The organism is Brevibacillus brevis, assembly GCF_022026395.1.
Lineage (GTDB): Bacteria > Bacillota > Bacilli > Brevibacillales > Brevibacillaceae > Brevibacillus.
The window spans coordinates 2,995,771-3,022,375 of record NZ_CP041767.1; the positions used below are offsets into that span (position 1 = coordinate 2,995,771).

Here is a 26,605-nt window from a genome sequence, read left to right on the forward strand (position 1 = left end):
ATGAAGATAGGCGTTATTATGGGTGGTATTTCTTCAGAGCGAGAAGTTTCGCTGAAGACTGGTCAAGAGATGATCAATCATTTGGATCGGAGTCGCTACGAGGCAGTTCCCATTGTCATTACTCAGCGAGCGGATTTAATCACGCAGGTACAGCAGGCTGGCATCGATTTCGCGCTGTTGGCACTGCATGGTCAATATGGTGAGGATGGCACAGTGCAGGGAGCACTGGAGACACTTGGTATTCCCTATACAGGAAGCGGTGTCCTGGCAAGCAGCCTATGCATGAATAAACAACTGTCCAAGATGCTGTTGAAGGCAGCGGGCATTCAAACGCCTGCAGGACTTTACTGGAAGGACGTTTATGATCCACAAGCGGTGAAGCAATTGGGTTACCCGGTGATTGTGAAGCCAAACTTGGGGGGATCCAGCATAGGTGTCCAGCTCGTGCAAAATGAGAAGGAGCTGCTGTCGGCTGTTCAGGAAGCCAGTCATTTGGATCAGGGGATCTTGATTGAGCCCTATTTGAAAGGGACGGAGTTAACCTGCGCGATTCTGGATGGCGAGGTACTACCGATAATCGGCATTCGCTCCGCACATTCAGAGTGGTTCGACTACCGAGCGAAATATGAGGATGGGGGCGCGGAGGAGAAGGTGATCGAGCTTCCTCCCGTTACCCAGCAGCGTGTGCGCGAGGCTGCGCTCGCAAGCTACCAACTGCTGAAGTGCAAAGTCTATGCAAGGGTCGATATGATTTTGTGTCAGGATATACCTTACGTATTAGAAGTGAACACCTTACCGGGGATGACCGCCAACAGCCTGTTTCCAAAGAGTGCAGGTGCAGCAGGTATGACCTTTACACATCTGTTAGACCGTATTATTGCCAGCTCGCTCCACGAACGGAAACGGGAATGGGGGAACACTGTAACAGGATAACATCTATAAGAGTGATCTAACGGAAGAGAAACCCTACATGTATGGGGTTTCTCTTTGTTTCATTGACTGGAGTAGTGAATGACTACGGAACATTTTACAATACGATCTCCGTTGTTTCGATAAATGTGGGGCCTGTCTGCTTTAAAAATAAGAGTATCCTCTGACTCAACTACGTAAACTTGTTCATTGACGACAACCTCTAGCGTGCCTTCATTTACGAGAATAAACTCCTCAACGCCAGTAGTATGCGGTTCTGCTATACGCTCGCATCCTGGTTCAAGGGTTACTGAAAAGATCTCAAACTGCTGTTCGGGATTATATGGGACTAGTGGATACACACGATATTGACCGTTATTTTCAATAATGGGGTTTACTTCCTTCTTTTTTATGATCGTGACATTCGGCTTGTATTGACTAACGAGTGAAGAAAAGGACAAGCGCAACCCACTAGCTATTTTCCAAAGGGTAGTGATGGTTGGAGCAGACTTGCCTCTCTCAATTTGTCCGAGCATCGTTTTGCTAACCCCTGTTATTTCAGAAGTTTTATCCAAGCTCAAGTTTCTTTCTTTTCGGATACGCTTTATATTCTCACCAATATTTGTGTGAAACTCTTCCATAAATACCCTCCATTGAATTCGGACGTTATATTCCACGTATGTACGCTATATTCTGCAATTAATCTGTATATAGCTCGGACCAGACACTATATAGTCCAAAATATACGAAAAGAGGTGCTATGTCTATGGAGAACAAGATCTTTCAAGGATCACGGAAAATTCCGATGGAAATGTTGCTGCTGTGTTAACGATTAATCATTCAGGTCTGAGCTATTAAAGCACAGATCCCTATGAATAATTCCAACCGTCCGATCTTGTTTACGAAATCAGGTGTCAAGAACCACCGGGCTTTTTCATATTGCCTCTTGAATCTCAAGTGACATGAGGTTTTATAATTGGCTAAAGGGGGGTGTTATAACGTGCACGCAAAGGCGAGGAACAGATTAGACACCACACAAAATCAACAGAACGATCTAACAACAAAGGAAGTGAAGTTCTCCATAGGACAAGTGGCGAAAATGACAGGATCTTCTGTACCCACTGTTCGGTATTATGACGAGATTGGCCTGCTTTCACCTGCTGAGATAACTCCTGGAGGTCATCGTATGTATACAGCAGAGGAAATATGGCGGTTAAAACTGATCCTAACCCTGCGCTATTTAAACTTTGGAATTGATGATATTAAGAGAATGTTAGCTGGGGATATCCCTGTTGATATGGCGATAGAATGGCAAATCGAAGCTTTGGACATCCAAATGCGTACACTTGCCAGCATGAAGACTATTTTGGAACAAACAAAGCAGAGTAAGGACGGCAATGATTCTTTGAGCTATATGCACGAGCTTATTGAATCGATTTCCACAAATGCATTGGAACGAGAAAAGTTTATTTTGGAAAAAATGTTTTCGTCCGTTTTTCCTGAACAATTTCCGGTTGAATGGCGAGAGATATTTTTACTAGGGGTTAACGTCTCTTCGTTGCTGGAAGGCAATCTTTCGGCGGCGCAAACGGCTGCATTAGATGAGTTGGAGGCAATGTTTAATGATCCACAGATTGTCCGGGAAATGAAGCATAATGTTATGTCCTTCCTGGAAGTAGTTCACCTACCTAAAATCAGTGTGGAGATGTGGACTGCCAGAATGCTTAAAAACCATAAACAGCTGTTGAAAGCAGCAGAGCAACATGCAACTCCAGATAGTCCTGTCGTACAGGCGAATATTCAAGAGTATGTGTTGCTGTTTGCGGATGTTGACGAACTTCCTGTCTCGCAATCATTTTTCCGTCGATTTGCTGAATGGTTGCTTTCAAGCCAAACCGAAAATCTCGAGCGCTTTAGAAGAATTTGTATAATCCTGTACCCAGGTCTGCAATCGTATATGAAAACAAATGAATTATTCTACCAAGGAGTACAGTGGAAGCTTCAACAACTGGATAACGAGTAAAAGTACTCTTTGTTACAGCTTGCGGAGGAGGTGAAATCATCTGTCATCATCGGAAGTTCTTTCAAATTGAAAAGGGCGGGAGGTGGCATGCTGACACATGAAAAAAAACAACCGAAAAACGTACAGTGTCTTTATAGGGGGATTTGTCACGCTATGTCTGTTCCTGGTGGTTGGTTGCAGCACGCAAACAATTGTTCCAACCTGGCAACAGGAGAGTGCCAAACCAAAATCGGGCGGAACCATTACAGTAGCGTACCCTTATGAACCAGATACATTAGATGCTCACATGTCTGCTGGATCTGCTGGGGTCTATACCTGGTTGCTCGGTGGATCTCTGCTCTATAAGGATCCTGCATCAAACGAATACAAGCCCTCTCTAGCTAGTGACTTTAAAATTTCTGAGGATGGCAAAACGTGGACCTTCACCATTCGTTCCGGGATTACCTTTCACGATGGGACACCGCTGACCGCAAAAAGTTTTAAGGAAACCTTCGATCGTGCACTTAATCCGCAGACAAAAGCAAAAACAGCCGCTGAGGTAATGGCTCCAATAAAAAGTGTGAAAGCGCCAGACGATCAGACCCTCGTTCTGGAACTACATGAACCCAATACTGCCTTCCTCGATTCGCTAGGGAATTATATTACACAGCCCTTATCATTGAAAGCGATTGAAAACGCTGGGGAGGATTATGTCAGGAGTCCTGTGGGAGTAGGGCCGTGGAAGTTTGAGAGTTGGAATACGGGGGAAGCTGTCACCTATGTTAGAAATGAAGCTTTTCAGTGGGGAGAACCATATTATGAAAATCAAGGTCCTCCAAGAGCCGACAAGCTTGTCATAAAAGCGATTGCTGACAGCCAACTCAGATTGTCAGCGCTAGAGAGTGGTGCTATCGATGTAGCAACGGAAATACCTGTGAAAGACGCGATCTATTATCGGAATAATTCGAAATATCAAGTGATAGAACGCTTGCGTCCAGGACTGGGCTTATTGATGGAGATGAATTTGAAGAGACCACCGTTTGAAGATATTCAGGTGCGTAAAGCATTTCATATGCTCATCAATAAAGAAGCCATTGTCCAGGCTGTTACGAAGGGAGAAGGCGAAGTAGCCCATACGCCATTATCTCCATCGACGCTAGGGTATGACAAATCCTTAGAAAAGTACGGGTACGCGTATAATGTGAGCGAAGCCAAGAAATTGTTGGACGATGCTGGTTGGAAAGTAAATGGAAGTGGTGTGAGAGAAAAGGACGGAAAAACACTGAGTCTGAATTTACTCAGTACCGCAGATTTTGACAAAGAAGCCCAATTGCTCCAAGCCATGCTGGGAGAGGCTGGTATCAACATAAAGATACAGAATCTGGAAATAGCAGGGTACATGCAGGAAGTCATCAAAGGAAATTTTGATGTAACGTTGATATCGGGCGTCTATGATGATCCTGATATTTTATACTTTTATTTCCATTCCACCGGTGCCTACAACCTGTCTGGTGTAAAAGACGACAAGCTGGACGCCCTCCTTTTGAAAGGGCGGACAACCTTACAGACTCATGTCAGAAAGCAAGTGTATATGGATGTACAAAAGCATCTCATTGAGCAAGCGTACGTTGTCCCTCTTTATTACGATAAGGCCTATACTGTCATAAATTCTCGAGTAAAAGGAGTAAAGTGGACATCTGTCATGCCGACATATAATGACAGCTGGGTCGAGAACTAACTACATGCCAACAAAGGAGAGAAGCGCATGCAACATAACGGATGGATTGATTCTTTTGAAAAATATGCCCAAAATTTGATAACCAAAAGTCAGGTTCCTGGTGTTTGTATGGGATTAGCAAAGGATGGTGAAATCTTCTATAGTAACGGATTTGGCTTCCGTGATGTGGAACGGCAGTTAGGAGTTACAATCGATACGGTTTTTGGTATCGGATCGATAACAAAATCCTTTACCTGTGCGGCAGTCATGCAATTACAAGAGGCGGGTAAGTTATCCGTACATGACCCTGTTGTCAAATACTTGCCGGAATTCCGTCTGAAAAATCTTGATGTGGGGCAAATCACGATTCATCATTTTATGACGAATACGAGTGGAATTCCCCCCTTGCCCACATTTTTGGCAAGTGTGATGCGAAGCTTGGAAGCGAACGAGGTAGAAGACCTTCCATTGATGCAAAACCAGGCAGATGAAACGGTCCCAATCGATACGTACGAAGACCTGATGAGTGTAATCTCTACTTTAGATTTAGAGCTGCTAGGGCCACCAGGCACGGAGTTCAGTTATTCCAATGACTGCTTCGCCTTGCTGGGAGCGATCATTGAACGCGTCAGCGGGAAGTCGTATGAGGCTTATGTCAAGGAGCATATCATCGATCCAATCGGGATGGAGCACACGAGCTTTTTTCTGGAAGAGCTAAATGGCTATGAGAATATTACAAAGCTGTATATCATGCGAGACAGAGGCGATTACAAGGAAGTACTCTCATCTCCGAACTGGTGGGATTCTCCCGCTTCTCGGGCGGCAGGATTTATAAAATCAACCGTGCGGGATATGTTGAAATATACGGACATGTTCTGCAAAGGTGGGCTTACCGCACGGGGTAATCGTATCCTGACCCCGGAAAGTGTACAACAAATGATAACCCCTTACTTTCCGACTGACTTGGTACCTGGTCAATTTTACGGATATGGCTTGGTCATAACAACTGACTACTATGGAAAAACATTAGTGGAGCATAGTGGTGGTATTAAAGGGGTTACGGCTCAGATGTGCTTTTTTCCCGAAACAGGACTAACCGGAGTGGCACTGTCCAATCTAGAATTGTCGCCGGTTCTGGCGGTTATGGTGGGTGCGCTAAACAGTCTGGAAAACCGCCCTCCTGAATCCTCTCATCTGGTTAGCAAGATTGATTTCCTAACTGAGGAAGCAATGAATCAATTCGTGGGGGATTATCATTCTAGTGAGTTTGGGACATTGCCGGTCCGATTGGAAAATGGTCAGCTAATGCTCTCTTTTTTGGGAGAAAACTACGTAATGAAGCCGTTTTCTGAAGATCTCTTTGTAGTCCGGGCTTTTGGTACAGATTTCGCGGCACGGTTTATCAGAGCTGAAAAGAATAAGATTGTTCGAATGGCTTTTTCGGGGAGACAATTTACAAAAACGAGTGGGGGAAACGAAAAATGACACTGGGAGCCAACGTAAGTGATGCAAGATGCCGCCAGCTTGATGAGCTTTTTTCTGCGATTGCTGAACAAAATAATTGGAGCGGCAACATCTTGATTTTGGAAGAAGGAAAACCTTTTTATCAAAATTCCATAGGAATGGCCAATCTGGAAACGGCCGAGAGATTGTCACCGCATTCTGTATTTGAGCTTGCATCCGTTTCCAAGGCGTTTACAGCAATGGGCATCATGATCTTGCAAGAGCAAGGGAAGCTCGACTATACAGATACAGTGAACAGCTTCTTCCCAGATTTCCCTTATGACGATATTACCGTAGAGAACCTACTTGTGCACACATCCGGTTTGCCAGATTACATGGATTTATTTGCAGAACATTGGGACAAATCGAAAATCGCGACGAATCAAGACATCCTCGAACAGCTAATCAAGCATCGACCCACCGTATTGTTTCCACCCAATGAAAAGTATGAGTATAGTAATACTGGCTATGCATTATTGGCTTCTATCGTAGAACACGTAGCTGGTACACGATTTGCCGATTTCTTGCAGCAACACATTTTTCAACCACTAGATATGCAGCACACGAAAGTGTACAACCGAAGACATTCTCCTGAGTTGATCCAGCATTACGCCTACGGTTACTTGTATTCTGCTCCATCTGAAGCACTAGTGTTACCGGATGAATCAAGTGAGCAGGATTTTGTCATTTATCTGGATGGCATTCAGGGAGACGGCGCGGTCAGTTCAACACTGGATGACTTGCGTAAGTGGGACAGAGCTCTCTACACAGAAAAGCTGGTCAAAAAAGCAACACTAGAGAGAGCGTTTTCCCCAGTGCAGCTTAGTGACAACAGTCTATCTCATTATGGGTATGGCTGGCGGCTACGTGAAGATCAGGTGACAGGAAAAGTCGTGCATCACGGCGGAAGCTGGCCGGGGTATAGAAGCTGGCTAAGACGTTACATTCAAAAAGATAAAACGATTATTTATCTCACAAACGTGGACCAGGAACGGGAGTGGACAGAAAAAGTAGTAGAGGCAGTCGAGAATATTTTATTCGAACAACCGTATGTCATGCCGTAACCATTGTTAGGTACATAAAAAAGAGGAGCCGCCATCTACGGTTCCTCTTTTTTTCGATTTACACAAGCATTTTTTTCACCAGTTGTGTCCGGTTGCTGACATCCATCTTTTCAAAAATGGATTTCAAATGCTTTTTTACCGTTACTTCGCTCAAATACAAGCGGGCAGCGATTTCGGCGTTCGTTAATCCCTCCAGAACAAGAGCGGCTACTTCCCTTTCTCGTACCGTCAGTATGCTCATGTTCTACGAGGTAACCATGCCCTGTGAAGCTGGTAGAGCAGGAGATGGAACCGCTTCTTCTTCCAAATGCAAATCCGCATCCAATCCCGATCGTTTGAGCAGCTTTTGCAAGTAAGCGGGGAGATGCTCGCCTTGCGTATCACGAAAAAATACGAGTGTGGGTGTTACTCCATCGTAGTTGGTGTGGGTGGCAAATTCGGCAATATCAAATCCCAAACTTTCATGGGCGGCTTTGAAAAAGGGAAATGGTGCAGGTGAACACAACAAAAACTCCCCAGTGAACATCAACCCATGCAGCAAATGGCCAATGGCAGTGTGTTGGGAAACATCCTCGTAATCGTCTTGATGAATCGTGTGAATGAACCAGCCTGCTCGTGCGTGTTCTGGCACGGAGAACCGTTCTAGGTCTTGTTTGGATAGCGCAGTAAAATAGGAACGGGAGCCGGAATGTTCCATCAGATAAGGAAGAGTTTTTTCATTGATGGGAACAACTGCGGCAAGTGCCGAGATCGCTCCGTTTTCATTGCGCAGAACGCGAAGTACGTCATACCCGAGAGAGAATAGTCGGTCATGATCAAGCCAATTCAATGGGTACAAGGTTTGCTCCGCTGTCAGGTGAAAACCAAAATGGCGGTTTGTATGCGGATCAAACAGTTTGATTGTTTTAGGGGAGGGACAGAGTCGCTGGTTGCGGATATACTCCAGCAGTTCTTCCCGATGACCAATGTGGATCGATTCGAATGGTTGGGGTAATGGATCGAACCAATTTAAAAAAGCGCGAATGAGTGCGTCACCTAAAAAGAAGGTTAGCTCCAATGCCTCTGGAGTGCGGACCGAATGGGCTGACTTGGTGAACTTCTCATAATAGTAGTAAACGGACCGCTTTTGCAAATCTGCAAAATGAAGCGGAGTGCGTGCCCGCATGTCCTGGGCGATTGCTTCTCTCATCAAGGAATGAATCGTCCAGCCGCTGTCCACTTTCCGTACAAACGAAAATCGGATCAATTGGAAAAACTCGGACGCCGTAATTTCCCTTTTCAATAAAAAAGACAGATTATCCTGATTGAAGTGACGCAATACGGCAGCAGCTTCGACGAGCGGACGCAGTATCTTTTTCGCTGATCCGAATTTTGATCCGGAGCATGCGGCGCTGACCGATGATCCCTATGTATTCGGCATCAATTTGGATCTGACACCCCAAGACCTGATCACAGCCGAGCGACTCGTCTCCTGCACAGAAGCTGGGTGCACAGGCTTGGATTTCGAGATTTGCAAACGTGCCTCCATCGGTCATCCTAATCAAAAGGGAGCCCAGGCGTACGCGAACGCAATTTTGCCTCTTCTGTAATCAAGCAAAGAAACATGGGATGATTGACAATGAAAAGCTGTTGGAGGAACTGATGTTCCCTAACAGCTTTTTCATGGTACAATGTAAATATAAGTAAAACTGAATACTATCGGAAGGATGATGGGCATGAGCGAGTCTAATCAGGAGTATATCGTAATCTCGGGTGCGAGGGAAAACAATCTCAAGAACGTCTCCTTACGTATTCCCAAGCGGAAGATTACGATCTTCACCGGTGTATCTGGGTCCGGCAAGTCGTCGATCGTCTTCGATACGATCGCTGCAGAATCCACACGATTGCTGAATGAAAACTTCAGCATGTTCGTTCGCAATTTCCTGCCGCGCTATCCGCAGCCGGATACGGACGCGATCGAGAACCTGAGCATGGCAGTTATCGTGGACCAGAAGCGGTTGGGCGGCGGTTCCCATTCCACGATGGGCACGATTACCGATATTTCTCCCATTCTCCGTCTTCTCTTCTCCCGAGTAGGAAAGCCCTATGTTGGACAAGCGCACATGTTCTCTTTTAACGATCCACAAGGTATGTGTCCCGAATGCAACGGGATCGGTCGCAAATTAGGCGTCGACCTCAGCAAGGCAGTAGACATGTCCAAGTCGTTGAATGAAGGGGCAATCATGCTGCCGGACTATAAAGTGGACAGCTGGGATTGGACGATCATCGTGCAGTCGGGTTCGTTCGATCCAGACAAGAAGCTGAGCGATTATTCGGAAGTGGAACTGGAGCAACTGCTCTATGGCAAGGCGAGAAAAGTGAAGATGGATTTCGCAGGGAAGGCAACGAATATTACAGTGGAAGGCGTTATTGAGAAGTTCACCAACAAATACATTAAGCAGGATGTAAAGACGAAGTCTGAGCGTACACAAAAAGCTGTTGCGCCGTTCATCTCTGAGGGTCCCTGCCCAAGCTGCCTCGGAGCAAGACTCAGTCAAGCCGCGCTAAACTGCAAAATCAACGGACTTAATATTGCGGAGATGTCCTCCATGGAGGTCGGTCGGCTTATCCGCGTCATTCAAGAGATTGACGATTCAGTTGCTGCACCGATGGTCAAATCGCTGACGGAGCGGTTGCAGCATCTGGTCGATATCGGACTGGACTACTTGACGCTGGACCGTGAGACGGATACATTGTCCGGCGGCGAGTCACAGCGCGTCAAGATGGTGAAGCACCTGAGCGGCAGTCTGGTGGATGTCACTTACATTTTCGATGAGCCCAGTGTTGGCCTGCACCCGCGTGATGTGCATAGACTAAACGAATTGCTTCAGAAGCTGCGCGACAAGGGCAATACCGTCATTGTCGTCGAGCATGATCCTGATGTAATCAAGGTGGCAGATCATATCGTCGACGTCGGTCCTCACGCCGGCAGCCACGGCGGTACCATCGTGTATGAAGGAAACTTCCAAGGTCTGCTAGAGTCAGGGACTCTGACTGGTACCCATATGAATCGGCCGCTCCAACTAAAGCAAGATTCCAGGAAAGCGACTGGCAAGCTGACCATCGAAAACGCCACACTTCACAACCTGCAAAATGTTAATGTTGATATTCCAACAGGAGTGCTGACGGTCGTTACCGGTGTCGCGGGCTCCGGCAAGAGTACGCTGATTAACGAAGTATTCCTCGCCAAGCATCCAGATGCGATTGTCATCGACCAATCGGCGGTAGGCGTGTCAACGCGCTCGAATCCCGCGACCTACACAGGGATTATGGATGATGTGCGAAAGGCGTTTGCTTCCGCGAACAAGGTCAACCAAGGTTTGTTCAGCTTCAACTCCAAGGGTGCTTGCGAGAACTGCCAAGGACTGGGTGTTGTGTATACAGACCTTGCATTCCTTGAAAGCGTAAAGTTGCCGTGCGAAGTATGTGGAGGTAGACGGTTCAAGGAAGAGGTGCTCGCGTACAAACTGAACGGCAAGTCAATTGCAGAAGTACTGGAGATGACCGTGGAGCAGGCATTGGAATTTTTTGAGCTAAAAGAGGTTGTGCGCAAGCTCCAGGCGATGAGTGATGTAGGGTTGAACTATATTACACTCGGCCAGCCGCTCAGCACGCTCTCGGGCGGGGAATGTCAGCGCATCAAGCTGGCAAGCGAGCTGCACAAGAAGGGCAGCATCTATGTGATGGACGAGCCGACGACTGGGCTGCATATGTCCGATATCGGTCACCTTCTGGAGATCATGAACCGCCTCGTGGATGCAGGCAATACGGTAATCGTCATCGAACACAACCTCGATGTGATCAGCCAAGCGGATTGGATTATCGATATGGGGCCGGACGGAGGCAGCAACGGCGGTCAGGTGGTCTTCGAGGGCACACCTCCGCAGATCATCCATGCGGAGCAATCGATCACGGGTAGATACTTGAAGTAATGAAACATAACGAAATCAGATCTCCTCATGGGAAACCGGAGGAGATTTTTGTTATGTCAAAATAAATATCAGAAAATAAAAAATAATCTTGACATTAAATCGGGTGATTAGTAAAGTGGTGATTACAAACAGCCTATCGATCGATCGATCGACTAACCTCAAAAAGCAAATGATGGTACCTGGTACCGCCACAAGTAACTGGACATGAGGGACTCTCTTTTCCTGCAATCATCGGTAGAAAGGAGCGCGCTTTTTTGACAAAAGAAAAAATATTTCAAGCAGCATTACGGCTATTCGCAAGAAAAGGTTTTGAAGCAACCAGCATACGTGATATCGCCCTAGAAGCAGAGGTAACCTCTTCCACCCTTTATCATTACATGAAGACAAAAGAGGATCTGCTCGTTGCCATCATGCAAGAAGGATTACAGACTCTTCTTGGGAATGCAAAGGAAGTACTCGCTGAGCTTGAAGCGCCCGAACAGCAATTGGCAGCATTTGTACAGCTTCATGTTACCAGCCATGCCATTGATAAGCTAACAGCGCTAGTAGTAGATACCGAGTTCCGTGCGCTGACAGGAAATACGCGCGAAGAAATTGCCAAGTTGCGCAGTGAATATGAGCTACTCTGGCAGCGTATTTTAACGGGCGGATTAGAGGGGGGCGTATTTACAATAGAAAATACCAAGCTTGCCGTCCTGGCTTTGCTTCAAATGTGCACGGGCGTCGCCCATTGGTACTCGCCCGATGGCCCAAATTCATTGGAAGAAATCAGCTTGAATTTTTCGGATATGGCGCTTGCACTCGTTCAGGCAAAGCGAAACGGCCAACAACTGACTGTCGCTGATTTGGATCTGCCTGAACCCGCTCGTTTTTTTATGAAACCATGGCTGGGGGTTACGGCGGATGAACATTCTTGATGCCCGTGTCCGCTTGCCACAGCAGTTCCGTGAGGCGCGCCTAGGTGAAATGCGAAATGAGTACGTCGGGCAATATGATGCGGTGTTACAAGTAAGATCGACTATCACGAAAACGCTCGACGATTTGATTCAAGAAATGAAGGAATCAGGAGTAGACCACGCCATTATGCACGCAGAATACGAATTCGGCGAGGATGGGGATGCGCTGAATGAAGCATTGGCAAAAGTCATATCCGCTCACACCAGGCTCTTCTCAGGATTCGGTACGGTTTCAATGGAGCATTTCAGACCGATGCGCGCTGTCCAACAAGTGAGCCGCATCAAAGAACTGGGCTTTCTGGGAGTAAACATCCAGCCTGCATTTTTTGAGATGCCGATCGATGATCGCAAATTATATCCCTTATACGCAAAGGCTGCCGAGTTAGGCTTGGCAGTTGCTATTCATACCGGAATTAATTATTCGATGATTCATCCCATCCGGAATGAACACCCGCTGTTGCTGGATCAAGTCGCCTGTGATTTTCCGGAATTAACATTGATTGCGTGTCATGGGGGATGGCCCTGGGTGCCCGAAATGGTTGCCGTAGCGCGCAAGCACCCCAATGTTCTGATGGATTTGGGCGGGCTTTCTCCAAAGTATTTGGGAGTGCAAGGAGCAGGGTGGGAAATGATGTACAGGTTAGCTAACAACCTCTTGCAAGATCAAATCCTCTTTGCAACAGACTGGCCTGTATTTCCTCTGGAACGCGCGATTGCAGAATGGAAGGAATTAAGCATAAAGCCCGAGGTGCTGGAGAAGGTGCTCGGTTCGAATGCAAAAGCATTGATTTCCAAAATAAAGGCGGAGGTAAAAAAGGATGACAACACGTAAGGCGGTGGTAGAGTGTGAGATCCATCAAGAGGTAGGCTGGATTCACCTGAATCGCCCCGAGCGGTTAAATGCGGTGATTCCACAATTGGTAGAGGAGCTGTATGGATCGCTCGACAAGTTGGAACGGAAAGGAGTAAGGGCAGCAATACTGGCTGGCCGCGGGAATGCTTTTTGTGCAGGACATGATTTGCGGCATGAAGAAAAGCCTGCAAATGAGGCTGAGCTTCGCCTTAATTTACAGAAGATTCAGGATATAACCCGAAAGATCCAGCGTGTTCCTTTCCCGGTGATCGCTGCGGTCCATGGTTATGCATTAGGAGCAGGGTGTGAGTTTGCGCTCGGATGCGATTTGATCATCGCCGCTCAAGATGCCGAATTCGGCTTTCCCGAAGTGAGTGTGGGACTTAGTGTTACCGGAGGGATTTCGCATATCCTTCCCATCACGATCGGACTGGTCCGGGCGAAAGAATTGCTGTTTTCGGGCGAAAGGTTTGGTGCATCGCAAGCACTGCAGTTAGGACTCGTCAACAAGGTAGTGGATCATAAAGTGTTAGCTGAAGAAGCTGACAAGTGGGCGAAACGGTTAGCAGAGCTCCCGCAAGTAGCGCTTGCAAAAGCCAAATTTGCGCTAAATCGCGGGGCACAATGCGATCTGGAGGCAGCTTTTGAATTGGAGATCGAGCATGCGCTGGCAACCGTGCAAACGATTGAATCCAAGCAGGCGGCTGAAGGGTTCCGAAAAAAAGGATCGGTTTAGAGAAGGAGGGCTGAAACCTTTTGGACGTGCAAGAAATCAAGTCTTTGACGGCACGGGCGGCCAAACGATGGGGAGAAAAAATCGGGCTTGTCTTTGATGAATGGAATGAACAACTGTCATTTAAGGAGATAGAAGACCGTTCCAACCAAATCGCCAACATGCTCCAAGTGCTGGGCGTTGGCTATGGGGATCGGGTAGCCGTCATGCTGAGGAACCAGCCGGAATTCCCGCTTACCTGGCTGGCGTTGGCAAAACTAGGCGCGAATATCGTGCCGATAAATATAAATTACAAAGAGTACGATGCACAGTATATCCTCCACCACTCCGAAGCAATCGTTATCGTCACTTCACAGGAGTTTTTATCCCTGCTACAGAAGATCAGACCTTCCTTACAAACCCTCCAAACAATCCTCTCAGTAGACCAATCAGACGATCCCAACGTTGTCGATTTCAGAGCAATGTGTGAGACAGCGCCCACGACTCCAACAGCGCTTACCGTTTTTCCTGAAACTTTAGTCAACATCCAGTATACATCCGGCACGACAGGCTTCCCCAAAGGGTGTATGCTCTCACATGAATATTGGCTCACCATAGCAAACAAGATGGTCGAGCAGCATCCCCATTTGACCCATTCAGATGTACTGTTAACGGCGCAGCCCTTTTACTATATGGACCCGCAGTGGAATTTGCTGGGGGCAATCGCTGTAGGGGCAAAGCTTGTGGTTCTCGATCGATTTCATCCCTCTACATTTTGGCAGAAAGTACGGCAATATGGCGTTACTTTTTTCTACTGTCTGGGAATCATGCCCACGCTCATGGTCAAAGCACCACGCTCACCATTTGACAGGGAAAATAACGTTCGCACCATCCTTTGCTCGGCCATTCCCCCGCATCTGCACCGCGAATTGGAAGAGCGATGGGGCGCGCCATGGTATGAGGTTTTTGGCATGACAGAGACAGGCGGAGATATTTCGGTTAAACCACAAGATCATGACCGATTGCTCGGAACAGGCTGCATCGGAAAACCGGATAAAGACCGGACTGTCCGCATTGTTGATACTCAAAATCGCCCCGTTTCGAGGGGGGAGGTTGGCGAGCTCCTCCTGCGCGGCTTGGGGATGATGGATGGCTACTATAAAGATCCTGATGCGACTTGCGCTGCCTTTCAGGGCGGCTGGTTCCACACCGGAGATTTGGTGCGAATGGACGAAGACGGATACATCTATTATGTCGGCAGAAAAAAGGAGATGATTCGCCGGAGTGGGGAAAATATTTCGGCTACTGAGGTTGAGGAAGTCATGAAAATGCATCCGGCTGTGCAATATGCCGCCTGCCTTCCATTGAAGGACGAAATACGCGGGGAAGAAATCAAGGCATACGTGGTAGTGAAAGCGGGCCAAACGGTGTCTCCTCATGAATTGATCTCTCATTGCACCGAGCATCTTGCTTACTACAAGGTTCCACGATATTGGGAATACCGTAGTGAATTGCCTCGTACCCCATCTGAGCGTATAGCCAAGCATGTACTGGCGAACGAAAAAGCAGATCTTCGCATCGGTTCCTATGATCGAATGGATGATACATGGAGATAACCTGCAAATGGAGAGGAAGATATGAATGAATAGTTGGGTAAAGGTACTGAAAGAGCTGACAGAGGCTTCCGGCGTTCCCGGACAAGAACAGGAAGTGCGAGAATTAATACGCATGCACTTGGAACCGCTTACAGAAAAAGTGTTCACAGATAATCTGGGAAGCATAATCGGTCAGAAAACAGGCCTGGCCAATGGACCGAAAATCATGATGATGGGCCATATGGATGAAGTGGGGTTCATGGTAACGCGTGTGATGAAGGATGGATTCATCGCCTTCCAGCCGCTTGGTGGCTGGTGGTCGCAGGTGATGCTGGCACAGCGCGTGAACATTAAAACACGCAAAGGGGATATTGTCGGCGTAATCGGGTCAAAACCGCCGCATCTGCTGTCTTCGGAAGAACGAAAGAAAGTGGTTGAAATCGAGCGGATGTACATCGATATCGGAGCATCCAGCGAAGAACAGGCAAAGGAGCTGGGAATTCGCCCGGGTGATCCAATTGTACCGATCTGCCCTTTCACGGTGATGGCAAATGACAAGATGTATATGGCAAAAGCGCTCGATAATCGCGGCGGTTGTCTGACAGCCATTGAAGTGATGAAACAGTTGCAAGAAACGGATCATCCCAACATCGTATTTAGCGGCGCTACTGCACAAGAAGAAGTGGGATGCCGCGGCGCATTCACGAGCACCTATATGGTGCAGCCGGATCTATTCATTGCATTGGAGACGGGGATAACGTTTGACACGCCGGGAAGAGCCGACTCTCCTAATTTGCCTGATATCAAGTGCGGTGGCGGGCCTACGATTGGTCTATTCGACGGCTCGCTCGTGCCCAATCGGAAGTTGCGGGATCTGTTATTTGATACGGCGGAAGAGGAAGGCATCCCGTATCAATATGGTGCTATTGCAGGTGCGGGTACGGACGCAGGAGCAGCTCATATGGTTGGCAAAGGGGCTCCATCCATCGTCATTGCAATCCCTGCGCGTTATATCCACAGTCACGCTTCGATTCTCCATCATGATGATGTGGAAAATACGGTCAAATTGCTGACGGCTCTCGTCAAAAAGCTGGATCAAAAAACGGTTGATTGGCTCAAATCGTAGGGGGCGAGGATATTTCCCAAACAAGGGAGTGGTGTCATTCATGTGGATAAGAAAGCGGGAAAGCGCCACGTTTGTGAGCATTGTCCTTTCCTGTTTCGTACTGCTGGCAATCGTGTCCGGCTGCGATGCACCTGCAACGAAACAAGGTACGGATGTAGGAAATAAAGATGCCAGTATATCCGAGAAAAAGGGAGGAACGATCACCGTCGCGATCGGCAGTGAACCAGATACACTCGATGTCCACAAATCGACAACGTTAAGCACGGAGGGGGTCGCACTCAATCTAGGGGGGGCTCTCCTTTACAGAGATCCCCAAACAAATGAGGTTAATCCCCATCTGGCGGAATCGTACTCCATTTCGGAAGATGGGAAGACATGGACATTTCGGATTCGCAAAGGCGTTACCTTTCATGATGGGACACTGCTTACTGCACAGGCGTACAAGCGAACGTTTGAGCGGGCCATGTCTCCGGAAATCGCTCCGAAAGGCGTAGGGATGGTTCTTGGCATCATCAAATCGATTAAAACACCAGATGATCAGACCCTTATTTTGGAGTTGAATGAACCGTCTGCCACACTCCTCACCTATTTCACTTCCGCGAGCTGGATGCAGCCACTCTCGGTGGACGCTGTGCAAAAGTTTGGGGATCAATACGGAAGGAATCCGGTCGGTGTCGGTCCATGGAAGATGGAGGGCTGGAAATCAGGAGATTCAATCACGCTGATTCAGAATGATGCGTATCGCTGGGCAACGCCCTTCTTTAAAAATCAAGGAGCACCGAGGCCGGACAAATTAGTTCTGAAATTGATTCGAAATCCGCAAACGGCTGTCGCTGCTTTGGAAAGCGGAACCATCGACATCGCTGATCTGCCTGCGAAAGACGCGAAGAAATTCAAGAACAACGATCGTTTTACCGTACTGGAGCAGACAAAGCGCGGTTTGGGGCTGTTTGTCGAGCTGAACTTGAAAAACGAAATTTTACAAGATAAAAACGTACGCAAAGCGTTGCAAATGGCAGTAAAGAAAGAGGCTATCGTGCAGTCGCATCTGCAAGGCGAAGGAATTGTTGCAGATGGACCGCTGCCAGCAAATTTGTTCGGATACGATCAATCCATTGCCCAATATGCATACAAATACAACCCCGAGGAAGCGGTGAAGCTCCTGGAAGAAGCCGGATGGAAACTGAATGCACAAGGGATGAGGGAGAAAGCAGGAAAACCGCTTCATCTCGAATTGTTGAGTATGGAAGTATGGTCTCAACCTGCCCAGTTGATGCAAGGAATGTTCAAAGCAATTGGGGTAGACGTGAAAATCATTACTCTGGAAGGCAGCGCAGTCGACCAGTTAACTGCTGCCGGCACATTTGACTTGGCGCTGGATGGATACGTCGCTGATGACCCTGATATCTTGTTTCCGTTCATGCATTCAAGTCAGATCGGTGGGATGAATCGTTCAGCTATCCATGACAAAACGATCGATTCCTTACTGGAAAAGGGACAGGTGACGATGAAGAGCGACGATAGAGCAAAAATCTATGAAGATCTTCAGAAGCGCGCTGTAGAGGAGGCGTTTTGGATTCCCATTTACACGGAAAAACGGTTTGTCGTGGTAAACAACCGTGTTCAGGGATTGATGCTTGATCCATCCGGACTGAAATGGTATCAGGACGTGTGGGTTAAGTAAGCGGAGAAACAAAAAACAAGGAGAACAGGTGATGAACAATCAGGAATGGATCGTGAGTTATGAGGAGTTTGTCCGAGAAACAATGTTGGGATGCAAGGTGCCTGGAGCTGCAATTGGAGTGGCCAAACACGGACAGCTCATTTATGCCAAAGGCTTCGGCTATCGAGATATTGAGCAAGGTCAGGTAGTGACAGTTGATACTTTGTTCGGAATCGCTTCGATTACGAAATCGTTCACCGCTATTGCGATCATGCAGCTACAGGAAGCCGGAAAACTGACGGTTGCCGATCCTGTTTCCCGTTTTCTGCCAGAGTTTCAAGTAAAAACGGGAAGTGGTGGAACGGAAGCAATCACCATTCACAACTTTCTAACTCATTCCTCCGGTTTGCCGCCATTATCTTGCGTCGATGAAGCACTCAAGCGTGGGATAAATACTTATGAGGAATTGATGACTTATATGGCACAACTGGAATTTCCTTTATTGGGCGCACCAGGTACGGAGTTCAGTTATTCCAATGATTGCTATACGCTACTGGGAGCAATTGTTGAGCGGGCAAGCGGCAAGCCATATTCGACGTATGTGAAGGAGCATATTCTCCAACCGGCGGGAATGCAGCATAGTTGCTTTTCTTTGGCGGAGTTGCACGGGTACGAGGATAGAACATCGCTATTTGAGACACCGCCGTTTCAATCATCCGGCGGATTAAAATCAACGCTCACCGATATGATGAGATACACCGAGCTGTTTCGAACGAAAGGTTTGATTGGCAAGGAACGGATTCTTCGCACGGAAAGTGTACAGCAGATGATCACCCCTTATTTCCGCTGCGAACAAAATCAATATTACGGGTATGGTGTAGCGATTACACCCAATTTCTACGGTGCTGTGATGCTGGGCCATAGCGGCAGAGAAAAAGGGATCCAAGCCCACATGAGTATCATCCCGGAATACGGACTGGCTACCGTGGTGCTCACTAATCTCAGTGGTTCGCCGGCTGCCGCATTGGCACATGGCACGTTTCACTGCATTGAGAATCGTCCGGCGAAATCAACGCATGTCACGTATAAGGAATATGACCTCCCGACAGAGCGTCTGCATGAATATGCGGGCGAGTATGGCTCTATGGAAGGAATTCATCTTCAGGTAAGCGTGGATGCAGGTACGCTGATCATAACGGTAGATCATTCGGACTCATTCTCTTTAAAAGCTATCGACGAAGACGTTTTTCTCGCGAACGTTGACGGGTCGGATCAAACCGTACGCTTTATACGAGACAAAAATCAAACGGTAATTCGCATGATGGGCTCTTATCGCCAAATTCCCAAGCGAGTTTAGCCATACGCATTCTGGAAGAGAGGAGTGAACGAATCATGAAACAGTACTTGTTGAATCGGGTGCTATCAGGAGTGATTGTCCTCCTCGGCATTTCCATCTTTTCGTTTGCGCTCGTTCATTTTATTCCTGGTGATCCGGTACGGATTATGATAGGGGAAAAGGCTACAAAAGCACAAGTGGAACAGTTGCGTGAACAAATGGGGCTAAATCAGCCCCTTCCTCATCAGTACCTGACCTACATGAAAAAAGTCATCCAAGGAGATTTCGGGACCTCCTTACAAACAGAAAGACCAGTCATCGTGGAAATAATGGAACGGTTTCCGGCAACGGCCAAACTAGCCTTTGCTGGGATTGGCATCGCGGTTGTCATTGGCTTAACGATGGGAATGATTGCTGCGAAATACAAGAATACACTCTTGGACTTTATGCTGATGGCGGCAGCTTCGATCGGATTATCGCTGCCGAGCTTCTGGCTGGGGTTAATCGTCATTATGTTATTTTCCGTTCAATTAGGCTGGTTTCCAATCGCGGGTGGTACGGGATGGAAGGATCTTGTTTTGCCTGCGTGTACCTTGGGCGTTTTGTCTTCCGCGATGATCAGCCGACTGACGCGTTCAGGTATGGTCGAAGTGCTTTCCCATGATTACATTCGAACGGCACGGGCCAAGGGCTTAAGGGAGTCGATCATCCTATTCCGACACGCGTTGTGCAATGTCATGATTCCTGTTGTTACGGTGGTGGGCTTGCAAATCGCGACTTTGCTGGGCGGGGCAGTTATCATCGAACAAGTGTTCAACTGGCCTGGAATTGGCACATTAGCTATCGGAGCGATTTCAGCCCGTGATTTTCCGATGATTCAGGGCATTGTGCTGCTGATGGGCTTCATCTATGTCGTGGTAAATATGATGGTCGACTTGCTGTATGGTTTGATTGATCCGCGTGTCGACCTCATTACGGAAAAGGAGGGGCGGTAAATTGAATGATGTGAGCAAAACCGCCGCACATGGGGCGACGCATGCCAAATCCCCGATGTTTCCCACGCTTGCATTTTGGGGGGAAATCAAGAAACAGCGAGCAGCAAAACTAAGCTTGGTGGTGCTTTTACTTATATCTGCGATTGGAATCGTCGGGCCTTGGATCGCTCCTTATGACCCTACTGAAAGTAACTACGATGCCTTTTTGCAAGGACCGTCTGCCAAGCATGTTCTCGGAACGGATGCGATCGGCCGCGATTTACTTTCCCGTATTTTATACGGAACGCGCGTTACGCTTGTGGTTGCTGTCATGGCGGTCGGCATCACAGTAGTGGCAGGAACGATGATTGGTGTCATCAGTGCGTATGTGGGAGGATTCATTGATCACCTGCTCATGCGGATTATGGATATTTTGCTCGCCTTGCCGGGGATCATTTTGGCCTTGGCCATTGTCGCGGCGCTTGGACCGAGTCAAACCAATGCGATGATCGCAATCGGCATTTCTTCCATTCCCAGCTTTGCACGTCTGATCAGGGCAGCGACGCTCGTCATCATGTCGTCTGGATATGTGGAAGCCAGCAGATCGATCGGCACGCCGAGCTGGTGGATCATTCTTTTTCAGGTGATCCCCAATATTACGAATGTATTGTTCGTTTACATGACACTGTTCGTCGGGGGAGCGATTCTCGATACGGCTGCATTGGGCTTTATCGGCTTGGGCGCACAGCCGCCGACGCCCGAATGGGGGACCATGCTGAATGAAGGAAAAGATTATTTGTCCGATGCCTGGTGGCTTGCGACATACCCGGGATTGGCCATCACCATTGTCGTGTTGGCTGTAAACCGGCTGGGAGATGCCTTGCGTGATATTTTTGATCCTCGTACGCAAAAGTAAAAGGGCAATAAGAGGATGGGAGAGGGGATTCCATTGATGGACAATGTATTGGAAGTGACAGGGCTGACAACCCGGTTCTCGAAAGAGTCGGGCACGATTACGGTGGTTGATCAGCTTGATTTACATGTGAAAAAAGGGGAGACGCTGGGAATTGTCGGAGAGTCGGGGTGCGGCAAGAGCGTTACTTCGCTCTCGCTCATGCGACTGTTGGACAATAATGCCACTTTGAGTGGAAGCATTCGATTCAACGGGAAAGAAGTGCTTGCGCTGAGTGAAGCCGAGATGCGCAGTCTCAGAGGCAAGGAAATGGCGATGATTTTTCAGGAACCGATGCATTCGTTAAATCCGGTGTTGACGATCGGCCGACAAATCAGTGAGGTACTGCACGCGCATGAGGGGGAAAGCAAAGCGGCGGTAAAGCAACGGGTACTGGATTTGCTTACGGTGGTGGGCATCTCCCGAGTGGAAGAGATTTACAGGGATTACCCGCACCGTTTGTCAGGAGGAATGAGGCAACGGGTGATGATTGCCATGGCGATCGCTTGTAATCCGTCATTACTGATCGCTGATGAACCGACGACCGCATTGGATGTGACCATTCAAGCGCAAATCTTGAATCTGATCAAAAAAATCAGAAGGGATATCGGCATGTCAGTGATCATGATAACGCATGATTTAGGGGTGATCGCTGAAGTGTGCGACCGCGTTATGGTGATGTATGCGGGACAAGCGATTGAGATAGCGGACGTAAGGTCGTTGCTGCGCGATCCGAAGCACCCGTACACCGCGGGTTTGCTCCAATCGACACCAAGGCAACGCGCAAAGAGGCTTTACAGCATAAAAGGCAGTGTGCCGACACCGGAAAACAAACCCAATGGGTGCCGGTTTGCCCCGCGATGCGATAAAGTGATGGCGATATGTTGGGAGCGGAATCCTGTTCTCCATCCAGTAGATCAGCATTCTTCTTGTCGATGCTGGTTATTTTCCCAAGACAAAGGTCATGAACAGGAAAGCTCGGTGGTAGGTGGATGATGACTCCACTCCTGGAAGTGAAAGGGCTGCGCAAGCTGTTTCGCATGAAAAAAGGGTGGCTTCAACAACCGCAATATGTTCATGCTCTAAACGGGATTGATGTGAGCGTCTATGAAGGAGAAACGCTAGGGATTGTCGGGGAGTCAGGATGCGGAAAGTCTACATTGGGAAAATGTATTCTGCGTTTGCTGGAGCCCGTCCAAGGCGAAATTCGTTTCCAAGGGAACGAAATAGGAAAAATGAACAAAAATGAAATGCGTGCCGTTAGGCGAAATATGCAAATGGTTTTTCAAAATCCATTTGAAACATTGAACCCGAAACTAACGATCGGGCACATCTTGACGGAACCACTGATTTCGCATGGTATTCCCCGACAGCATCGACAAGCGCTACTGGAAGAAACGATTGAGATTGTCGGCATGAGCAAGCAGCATCTATCTCGTTATCCTCACGAATTTTCCGGAGGGCAAAGACAACGAATTGGCATCGCCCGCGCCCTGATTCTTCGGCCAAAGCTGATTATCGCAGATGAGCCTGTTTCCGCACTAGATGTGTCGATTCAATCGCAAATCCTTAATTTGCTGCAGGATTTGCAAGAACAATTTTCCTTGACCTATGTCTTCATTTCTCATGATTTGAGCGTAGTTGAGCACATTGCCGATAAAGTGGCGGTCATGTATTTAGGTGAAATCATCGAGTATGCTGAGAAAGAGAAGCTATTTGGACGACCGCTGCATCCCTATACACAAGCGTTGCTTTCAGCCAAACCCATTACCGATCCTGATGATATACGAGAGCAAATTGTGTTATCGGGGGATCTCCCGTCTCCGACTAATCCTCCGAAGGGATGCAAATTCCATCCGCGCTGCCGTTCCAGCATGGAAATTTGCAAAGTCGAGTTGCCAAAGCTCAGTGAAATAGAAGGGCAATCGGTCGCTTGTCATCTCTATCAATCATTTCGCGCAATCGATCCTTCTTAAGCAAGGTAAATCAGATAAAAGGAGGAGCGAAATGTTTGATCTTGGGATCCCGTTTACAAAAATGAATGGCTGTGGCAACGACTTTATTATAGTAGACAATCGCGATGGCCTGTTGAACGAGGTTGCGCTTTCAGCCTTTGTCCAACATGTATGCAGGCGAGGCACTTCAATCGGTGCGGATGGGTTCATGCTGCTGGAGAACTCCAACATCGCCGATTTTAAGATGAGGTATTTTAACGCAGATGGCAGTGAAGGAGAAATGTGCGGCAACGGTGCAAGGTGCATGTCGCGCTTTGCTTACCAAATCGGAGCAGCCAAGACGAAGATGAGTTTCGAAACGATGGCCGGCATCTATCAGGCAGAGCTCAATCAAAACGGCGTGAAGGTCAAGTTCCCCGACGTTCAATTGCAAGCGCTGAAGCTGAATCAACCATATGAGTGGGACGGACCGAATAGCGTCTACCACTACGGTGTTGTCGGCGTTCCCCATACGGTCTGGTTTGTCGAAAATGTTTTCGCGATAACGGACGACCAGCTCAGAGAATGGGGCCGAATGGTCAGAAATGATGAGAAGCAGTTTCCCAATGGTACGAATGTAAATTTTGTGGAACCGATTGATAGGCAAACGCTTCGCATCAGAACCTATGAGCGCGGAGTAGAGGCAGAGACCTACGCGTGCGGTTCCGGATCGACTGCTGCAGCAATCATTGCAGGTGTTTTAGGACATGTAGACACCTCTGTAAACCTGCTTACTCGAGGGGGACCACTTAAAATTTCTTACCATCTCACAGATTATGCTGCCGAATCCGTTTACTTGGAAGGCAACTCAAAGCTGGTAGCAGAAGGACATTTATTGCCCGATGCATGGACATGAGAACGCGTGGTAAGGGAGAATGTATAACCGGGGCAACCGCGTTTTCCCCACATGCATGGTCCATCTATCGCCAATGAAGTGAGCTTTTTTGTATGACGAATAAGACACAAGGTGACATGTTTAATGGTCTAAAATGGGTGGTAGATCAACGAAAGGAGTAACCACTCATGAAACGAAGAATCATAGTAGATTTAGCTGTTACTTTAGATGGGTTTATTGAAGGGAAAAATGGAGAAGTTGATTGGTGCATAATGGACTTTGAGATGGGGTTTGTGGATTTCTTACATGAAATAGACACGATTCTATACGGAAGAAAAAGTTATGATTTATGGGGGCAATTTACGCCGGAAAATGAACATACAGATACTGAAAAAGAGATTTGGTCATTGGTTCATAGTAAAGAAAAATATGTGTTTTCCAAGACACAAAAAGGGACGGATAATAAAGCAATATTCATCAATGATAATATTCTTGAAGAAGTAAACCTACTAAAGAATAAGCCTGGGAAAGATATCTGGCTATATGGTGGAGCTAGTCTTATGACAACTTTTATCAATTTAGAACTTGTAGATGAATTTCGTTTATCTGTTCACCCTGTTATTTTAGGTGAAGGAAAACCGTTGTTTATGGATATAAAACAGAGGTTGAATCTAACGTTGGTGAAAACACGAACGTTCTCCTCTGGCGTTGTGCAACTCATTTATCATTGGAATGGGAAGTAATACTGGATAGAAATTTCAATCAAACCAGCGGTGAGTCTAAGACTATATTTTCAGGTCTTGGTTCGCCGTTGGTTTATTTTTCAGAGTTAGTGCCAAAACGAATTTCGATGAGGCTGGGAGCATTTAGTTAACTGTCTAGAAACGTAATGGAAGGGCATTTGAAAGCATCAGGCTATTGATTGAAGAATCGATGGGGATCGTGGTAGAATTTGTCACGAGATTGCTTCATTCTAAAATAGGTTTGACTAATTGTACTGGAGCTGAGATAAGACCATGAAAACGGAGATCATGAATAGATTCATCTCTTACGCACAAGTTGATACACAATCCGATGAGAACAGCGAAACGTGCCCCTCAACACCAGGGCAGCTCGTGCTGGCCCAAATGCTTGTTGACGAACTACAAGCCATAGGTATGCAGGAAGTTACGATGGATTCGAACGGTTATGTAATGGCAACCCTACCGTCCAATACAGATAAAAAAATACCCACAATCGGTTTTCTTGCTCATATGGATACGGCCACCGATTTTACCGGCGCTGACGTGAAGCCGCAAGTCATTGAAAATTACAACGGCCAAGACATTGTCTTGAATGAAGCACTGAATATTGTCCTTTCGCCGCGCGAGTTTCCAGAGCTGGCTGGTTACAAAGGCCACACCTTAATCACGACAGACGGCACCACATTGCTTGGCGCTGATGATAAAGCCGGTATTGCCGAAATCATGACCGCCATGGCTTATCTGATTCGCCATCCAGAACTGAAACACGGGAAAGTAAGAGTGGCCTTTACCCCGGATGAAGAAATCGGAAGAGGCCCAGATAAATTTGATGTTTCCGCCTTCGACGCAGTATATGCCTATACGATGGATGGCGGCCCTCTTGGCGGAATCGAATACGAGAGTTTTAATGCGGCATCAGCGACCATTATTTGTAAAGGGAAGAACGTTCACCCCGGCTCGGCCAAAGGGAAAATGGTTAACGCCGCTAAAATAGCCATGGAGCTGCATGGAAAGCTGCCGACTGACGAAGCTCCTGAGGAGACGGAGGGCTACGAAGGCTTCTATCATCTGTCTTCCATTCAAGGTGACGTCGAGCAAACGCAGCTTCGCTATTTAATCCGGGACCACGATCGCAATCGGTTTCAGGAGAGGAAGTCCGAACTGGCTCGTATCGTAGAAGAATTACAGAAAAAATACGGAGAAAATCGAATTGAACTCGAAATCAAAGATGAATACTTCAACATGCGGGAAAAGATTGAGCCTGTAATGGAAGTAGTGGACATTGCCACGCAAGCACTAGAAAACCTCGGAATTGTGCCGAGTATCCAGCCGATTCGCGGTGGTACGGATGGCTCCCAGCTATCTTACATGGGGTTGCCAACACCGAATATTTTCACAGGCGGGGAAAACTACCACGGGCGGTTCGAATATGTTTCCGTTGACAACATGATGCACGCTGTGAACACCATCATCGAAATCGTGAAGCTGCATGAGCAAAGAGTTCTTAAGACCCATGCCTGAAGACGGTTACCCCATCGTTGGATTTCATGACCAAATAAAGGGTCTTTATCTGACTGTTATGCATTCAGCTGTTACATTAGCTCTCATCAAATTGAAGCAAAGCGAGAAATGGGCGGATGTCTAGTAGAGACGATTCGCCCTTTACCATATCGCTGGTAAGTCCGCTCTGCCTGCAGAGA

The 26,605-nt window shown here is 47.5% G+C and carries 23 protein-coding genes; 20 read left to right on the forward strand and 3 right to left on the reverse strand.

The genetic code is table 11. The annotated features are described in order from the left end of the window. Positions 1-933, forward strand: coding sequence for a D-alanine--D-alanine ligase (locus tag FO446_RS14620; protein ID WP_237900992.1), 933 nt, complete (start codon positions 1-3; stop codon positions 931-933). Between the two features lie 59 nt (positions 934-992). Here the strand turns inward: FO446_RS14620 and FO446_RS14625 are convergent, their stop codons facing one another. Continuing rightward, a complete protein-coding gene (locus tag FO446_RS14625; RefSeq protein WP_173609201.1) occupies positions 993-1,550 on the reverse strand; it encodes a helix-turn-helix domain-containing protein in 558 nt (185 codons plus the stop codon). 359 nt (positions 1,551-1,909) lie between these two features. Between FO446_RS14625 and FO446_RS14630 the strand changes: the two genes are divergently transcribed. From FO446_RS14630 to FO446_RS14645, 4 genes are all read left to right on the forward strand, one after another. Next, entirely contained in the window at positions 1,910-2,932 is a 1,023-nt protein-coding gene (locus FO446_RS14630) for a MerR family transcriptional regulator (RefSeq protein ID WP_221866938.1), read from the forward strand. Positions 2,933-3,029: 97 nt separating this feature from the next. Further along, positions 3,030-4,649 (forward strand): ABC transporter substrate-binding protein, encoded by a 1,620-nt coding sequence (locus tag FO446_RS14635; RefSeq protein ID WP_237900994.1) that lies wholly within the window; start codon positions 3,030-3,032, stop codon positions 4,647-4,649. A 27-nt stretch (positions 4,650-4,676) separates the two neighbouring features. Then, a complete protein-coding gene (locus tag FO446_RS14640) occupies positions 4,677-6,113 on the forward strand; it encodes a serine hydrolase domain-containing protein (protein WP_237900996.1) in 1,437 nt (478 codons plus the stop codon). Continuing rightward, a complete protein-coding gene (locus tag FO446_RS14645; RefSeq protein ID WP_173609197.1) occupies positions 6,110-7,195 on the forward strand; it encodes a serine hydrolase domain-containing protein in 1,086 nt (361 codons plus the stop codon). Before FO446_RS14640 ends, FO446_RS14645 begins: the two co-directional genes overlap by 4 nt. Before the next feature lie 58 nt (positions 7,196-7,253). On the opposite strand, the gene FO446_RS14650 is transcribed toward FO446_RS14645, so the two are convergent. Then, entirely contained in the window at positions 7,254-7,436 is a 183-nt protein-coding gene (locus FO446_RS14650; RefSeq protein ID WP_173609196.1) for a response regulator transcription factor, read from the reverse strand. Positions 7,437-7,439: 3 nt separating this feature from the next. After that, the gene (locus FO446_RS14655; RefSeq protein WP_237900998.1) at positions 7,440-8,513 is read right to left on the reverse strand and encodes a hypothetical protein; all 1,074 of its coding nucleotides are present in this window, start codon (positions 8,511-8,513) and stop codon (positions 7,440-7,442) included. 397 nt (positions 8,514-8,910) lie between these two features. On the opposite strand from FO446_RS14655, the gene FO446_RS14660 reads away from it, so the two are divergent. The 15 genes from FO446_RS14660 to pepT all read left to right on the forward strand — a co-directional run bounded on the left by FO446_RS14660 (position 8,911) and on the right by pepT (position 26,426). Continuing rightward, positions 8,911-11,166 (forward strand): ATP-binding cassette domain-containing protein, encoded by a 2,256-nt coding sequence (locus FO446_RS14660; RefSeq protein WP_173609194.1) that lies wholly within the window; start codon positions 8,911-8,913, stop codon positions 11,164-11,166. 254 nt (positions 11,167-11,420) lie between these two features. Then, positions 11,421-12,083: a TetR/AcrR family transcriptional regulator gene (locus FO446_RS14665; RefSeq protein ID WP_237901000.1), complete on the forward strand. Its 663-nt coding sequence runs from the start codon at positions 11,421-11,423 to the stop codon at positions 12,081-12,083. Then, positions 12,070-12,954, forward strand: coding sequence for an amidohydrolase family protein (locus tag FO446_RS14670; RefSeq protein WP_237901004.1), 885 nt, complete (start codon positions 12,070-12,072; stop codon positions 12,952-12,954). The genes FO446_RS14665 and FO446_RS14670 overlap by 14 nt, the downstream gene beginning before the upstream one ends. Next, positions 12,941-13,711 (forward strand): enoyl-CoA hydratase/isomerase family protein, encoded by a 771-nt coding sequence (locus FO446_RS14675; protein ID WP_173609191.1) that lies wholly within the window; start codon positions 12,941-12,943, stop codon positions 13,709-13,711. Before FO446_RS14670 ends, FO446_RS14675 begins: the two co-directional genes overlap by 14 nt. A gap of 26 nt (positions 13,712-13,737) precedes the next feature. After that, positions 13,738-15,303 (forward strand): AMP-binding protein, encoded by a 1,566-nt coding sequence (locus FO446_RS14680; protein WP_229088223.1) that lies wholly within the window; start codon positions 13,738-13,740, stop codon positions 15,301-15,303. A 25-nt stretch (positions 15,304-15,328) separates the two neighbouring features. Then, the gene (locus FO446_RS14685) at positions 15,329-16,408 is read left to right on the forward strand and encodes a M42 family metallopeptidase (protein ID WP_237901006.1); all 1,080 of its coding nucleotides are present in this window, start codon (positions 15,329-15,331) and stop codon (positions 16,406-16,408) included. Between the two features lie 40 nt (positions 16,409-16,448). Continuing rightward, a complete protein-coding gene (locus tag FO446_RS14690; RefSeq protein WP_237901008.1) occupies positions 16,449-18,092 on the forward strand; it encodes an ABC transporter substrate-binding protein in 1,644 nt (547 codons plus the stop codon). Between the two features lie 31 nt (positions 18,093-18,123). Continuing rightward, positions 18,124-19,428, forward strand: coding sequence for a serine hydrolase domain-containing protein (locus tag FO446_RS14695; protein ID WP_237901010.1), 1,305 nt, complete (start codon positions 18,124-18,126; stop codon positions 19,426-19,428). Positions 19,429-19,463: 35 nt separating this feature from the next. Continuing rightward, positions 19,464-20,402: a nickel ABC transporter permease gene (nikB, locus tag FO446_RS14700; protein ID WP_237901011.1), complete on the forward strand. Its 939-nt coding sequence runs from the start codon at positions 19,464-19,466 to the stop codon at positions 20,400-20,402. A 1-nt stretch (position 20,403) separates the two neighbouring features. After that, entirely contained in the window at positions 20,404-21,297 is an 894-nt protein-coding gene (locus FO446_RS14705; RefSeq protein WP_232772883.1) for an ABC transporter permease, read from the forward strand. A gap of 36 nt (positions 21,298-21,333) precedes the next feature. Continuing rightward, on the forward strand, positions 21,334-22,329 hold the full coding sequence (locus tag FO446_RS14710) for an ABC transporter ATP-binding protein (RefSeq protein ID WP_237901013.1): 996 nt from the start codon (positions 21,334-21,336) through the stop codon (positions 22,327-22,329). Continuing rightward, complete coding sequence (locus tag FO446_RS14715) at positions 22,326-23,309, forward strand: ABC transporter ATP-binding protein (protein ID WP_237901015.1); 984 nt, start codon at positions 22,326-22,328, stop codon at positions 23,307-23,309. Before FO446_RS14710 ends, FO446_RS14715 begins: the two co-directional genes overlap by 4 nt. Positions 23,310-23,340: 31 nt before the next feature. Next, positions 23,341-24,183 carry a diaminopimelate epimerase gene (gene dapF / locus FO446_RS14720; RefSeq protein ID WP_237901017.1) on the forward strand — a complete coding sequence of 281 codons (843 nt, stop codon included), beginning with the start codon at positions 23,341-23,343 and terminating at the stop codon, positions 24,181-24,183. A gap of 167 nt (positions 24,184-24,350) precedes the next feature. Then, positions 24,351-24,905 carry a dihydrofolate reductase family protein gene (locus FO446_RS14725; RefSeq protein WP_173609181.1) on the forward strand — a complete coding sequence of 185 codons (555 nt, stop codon included), beginning with the start codon at positions 24,351-24,353 and terminating at the stop codon, positions 24,903-24,905. A 273-nt stretch (positions 24,906-25,178) separates the two neighbouring features. Further along, a complete protein-coding gene (gene pepT / locus FO446_RS14730; protein WP_173609180.1) occupies positions 25,179-26,426 on the forward strand; it encodes a peptidase T in 1,248 nt (415 codons plus the stop codon). Positions 26,427-26,605 lie beyond the last annotated feature (179 nt).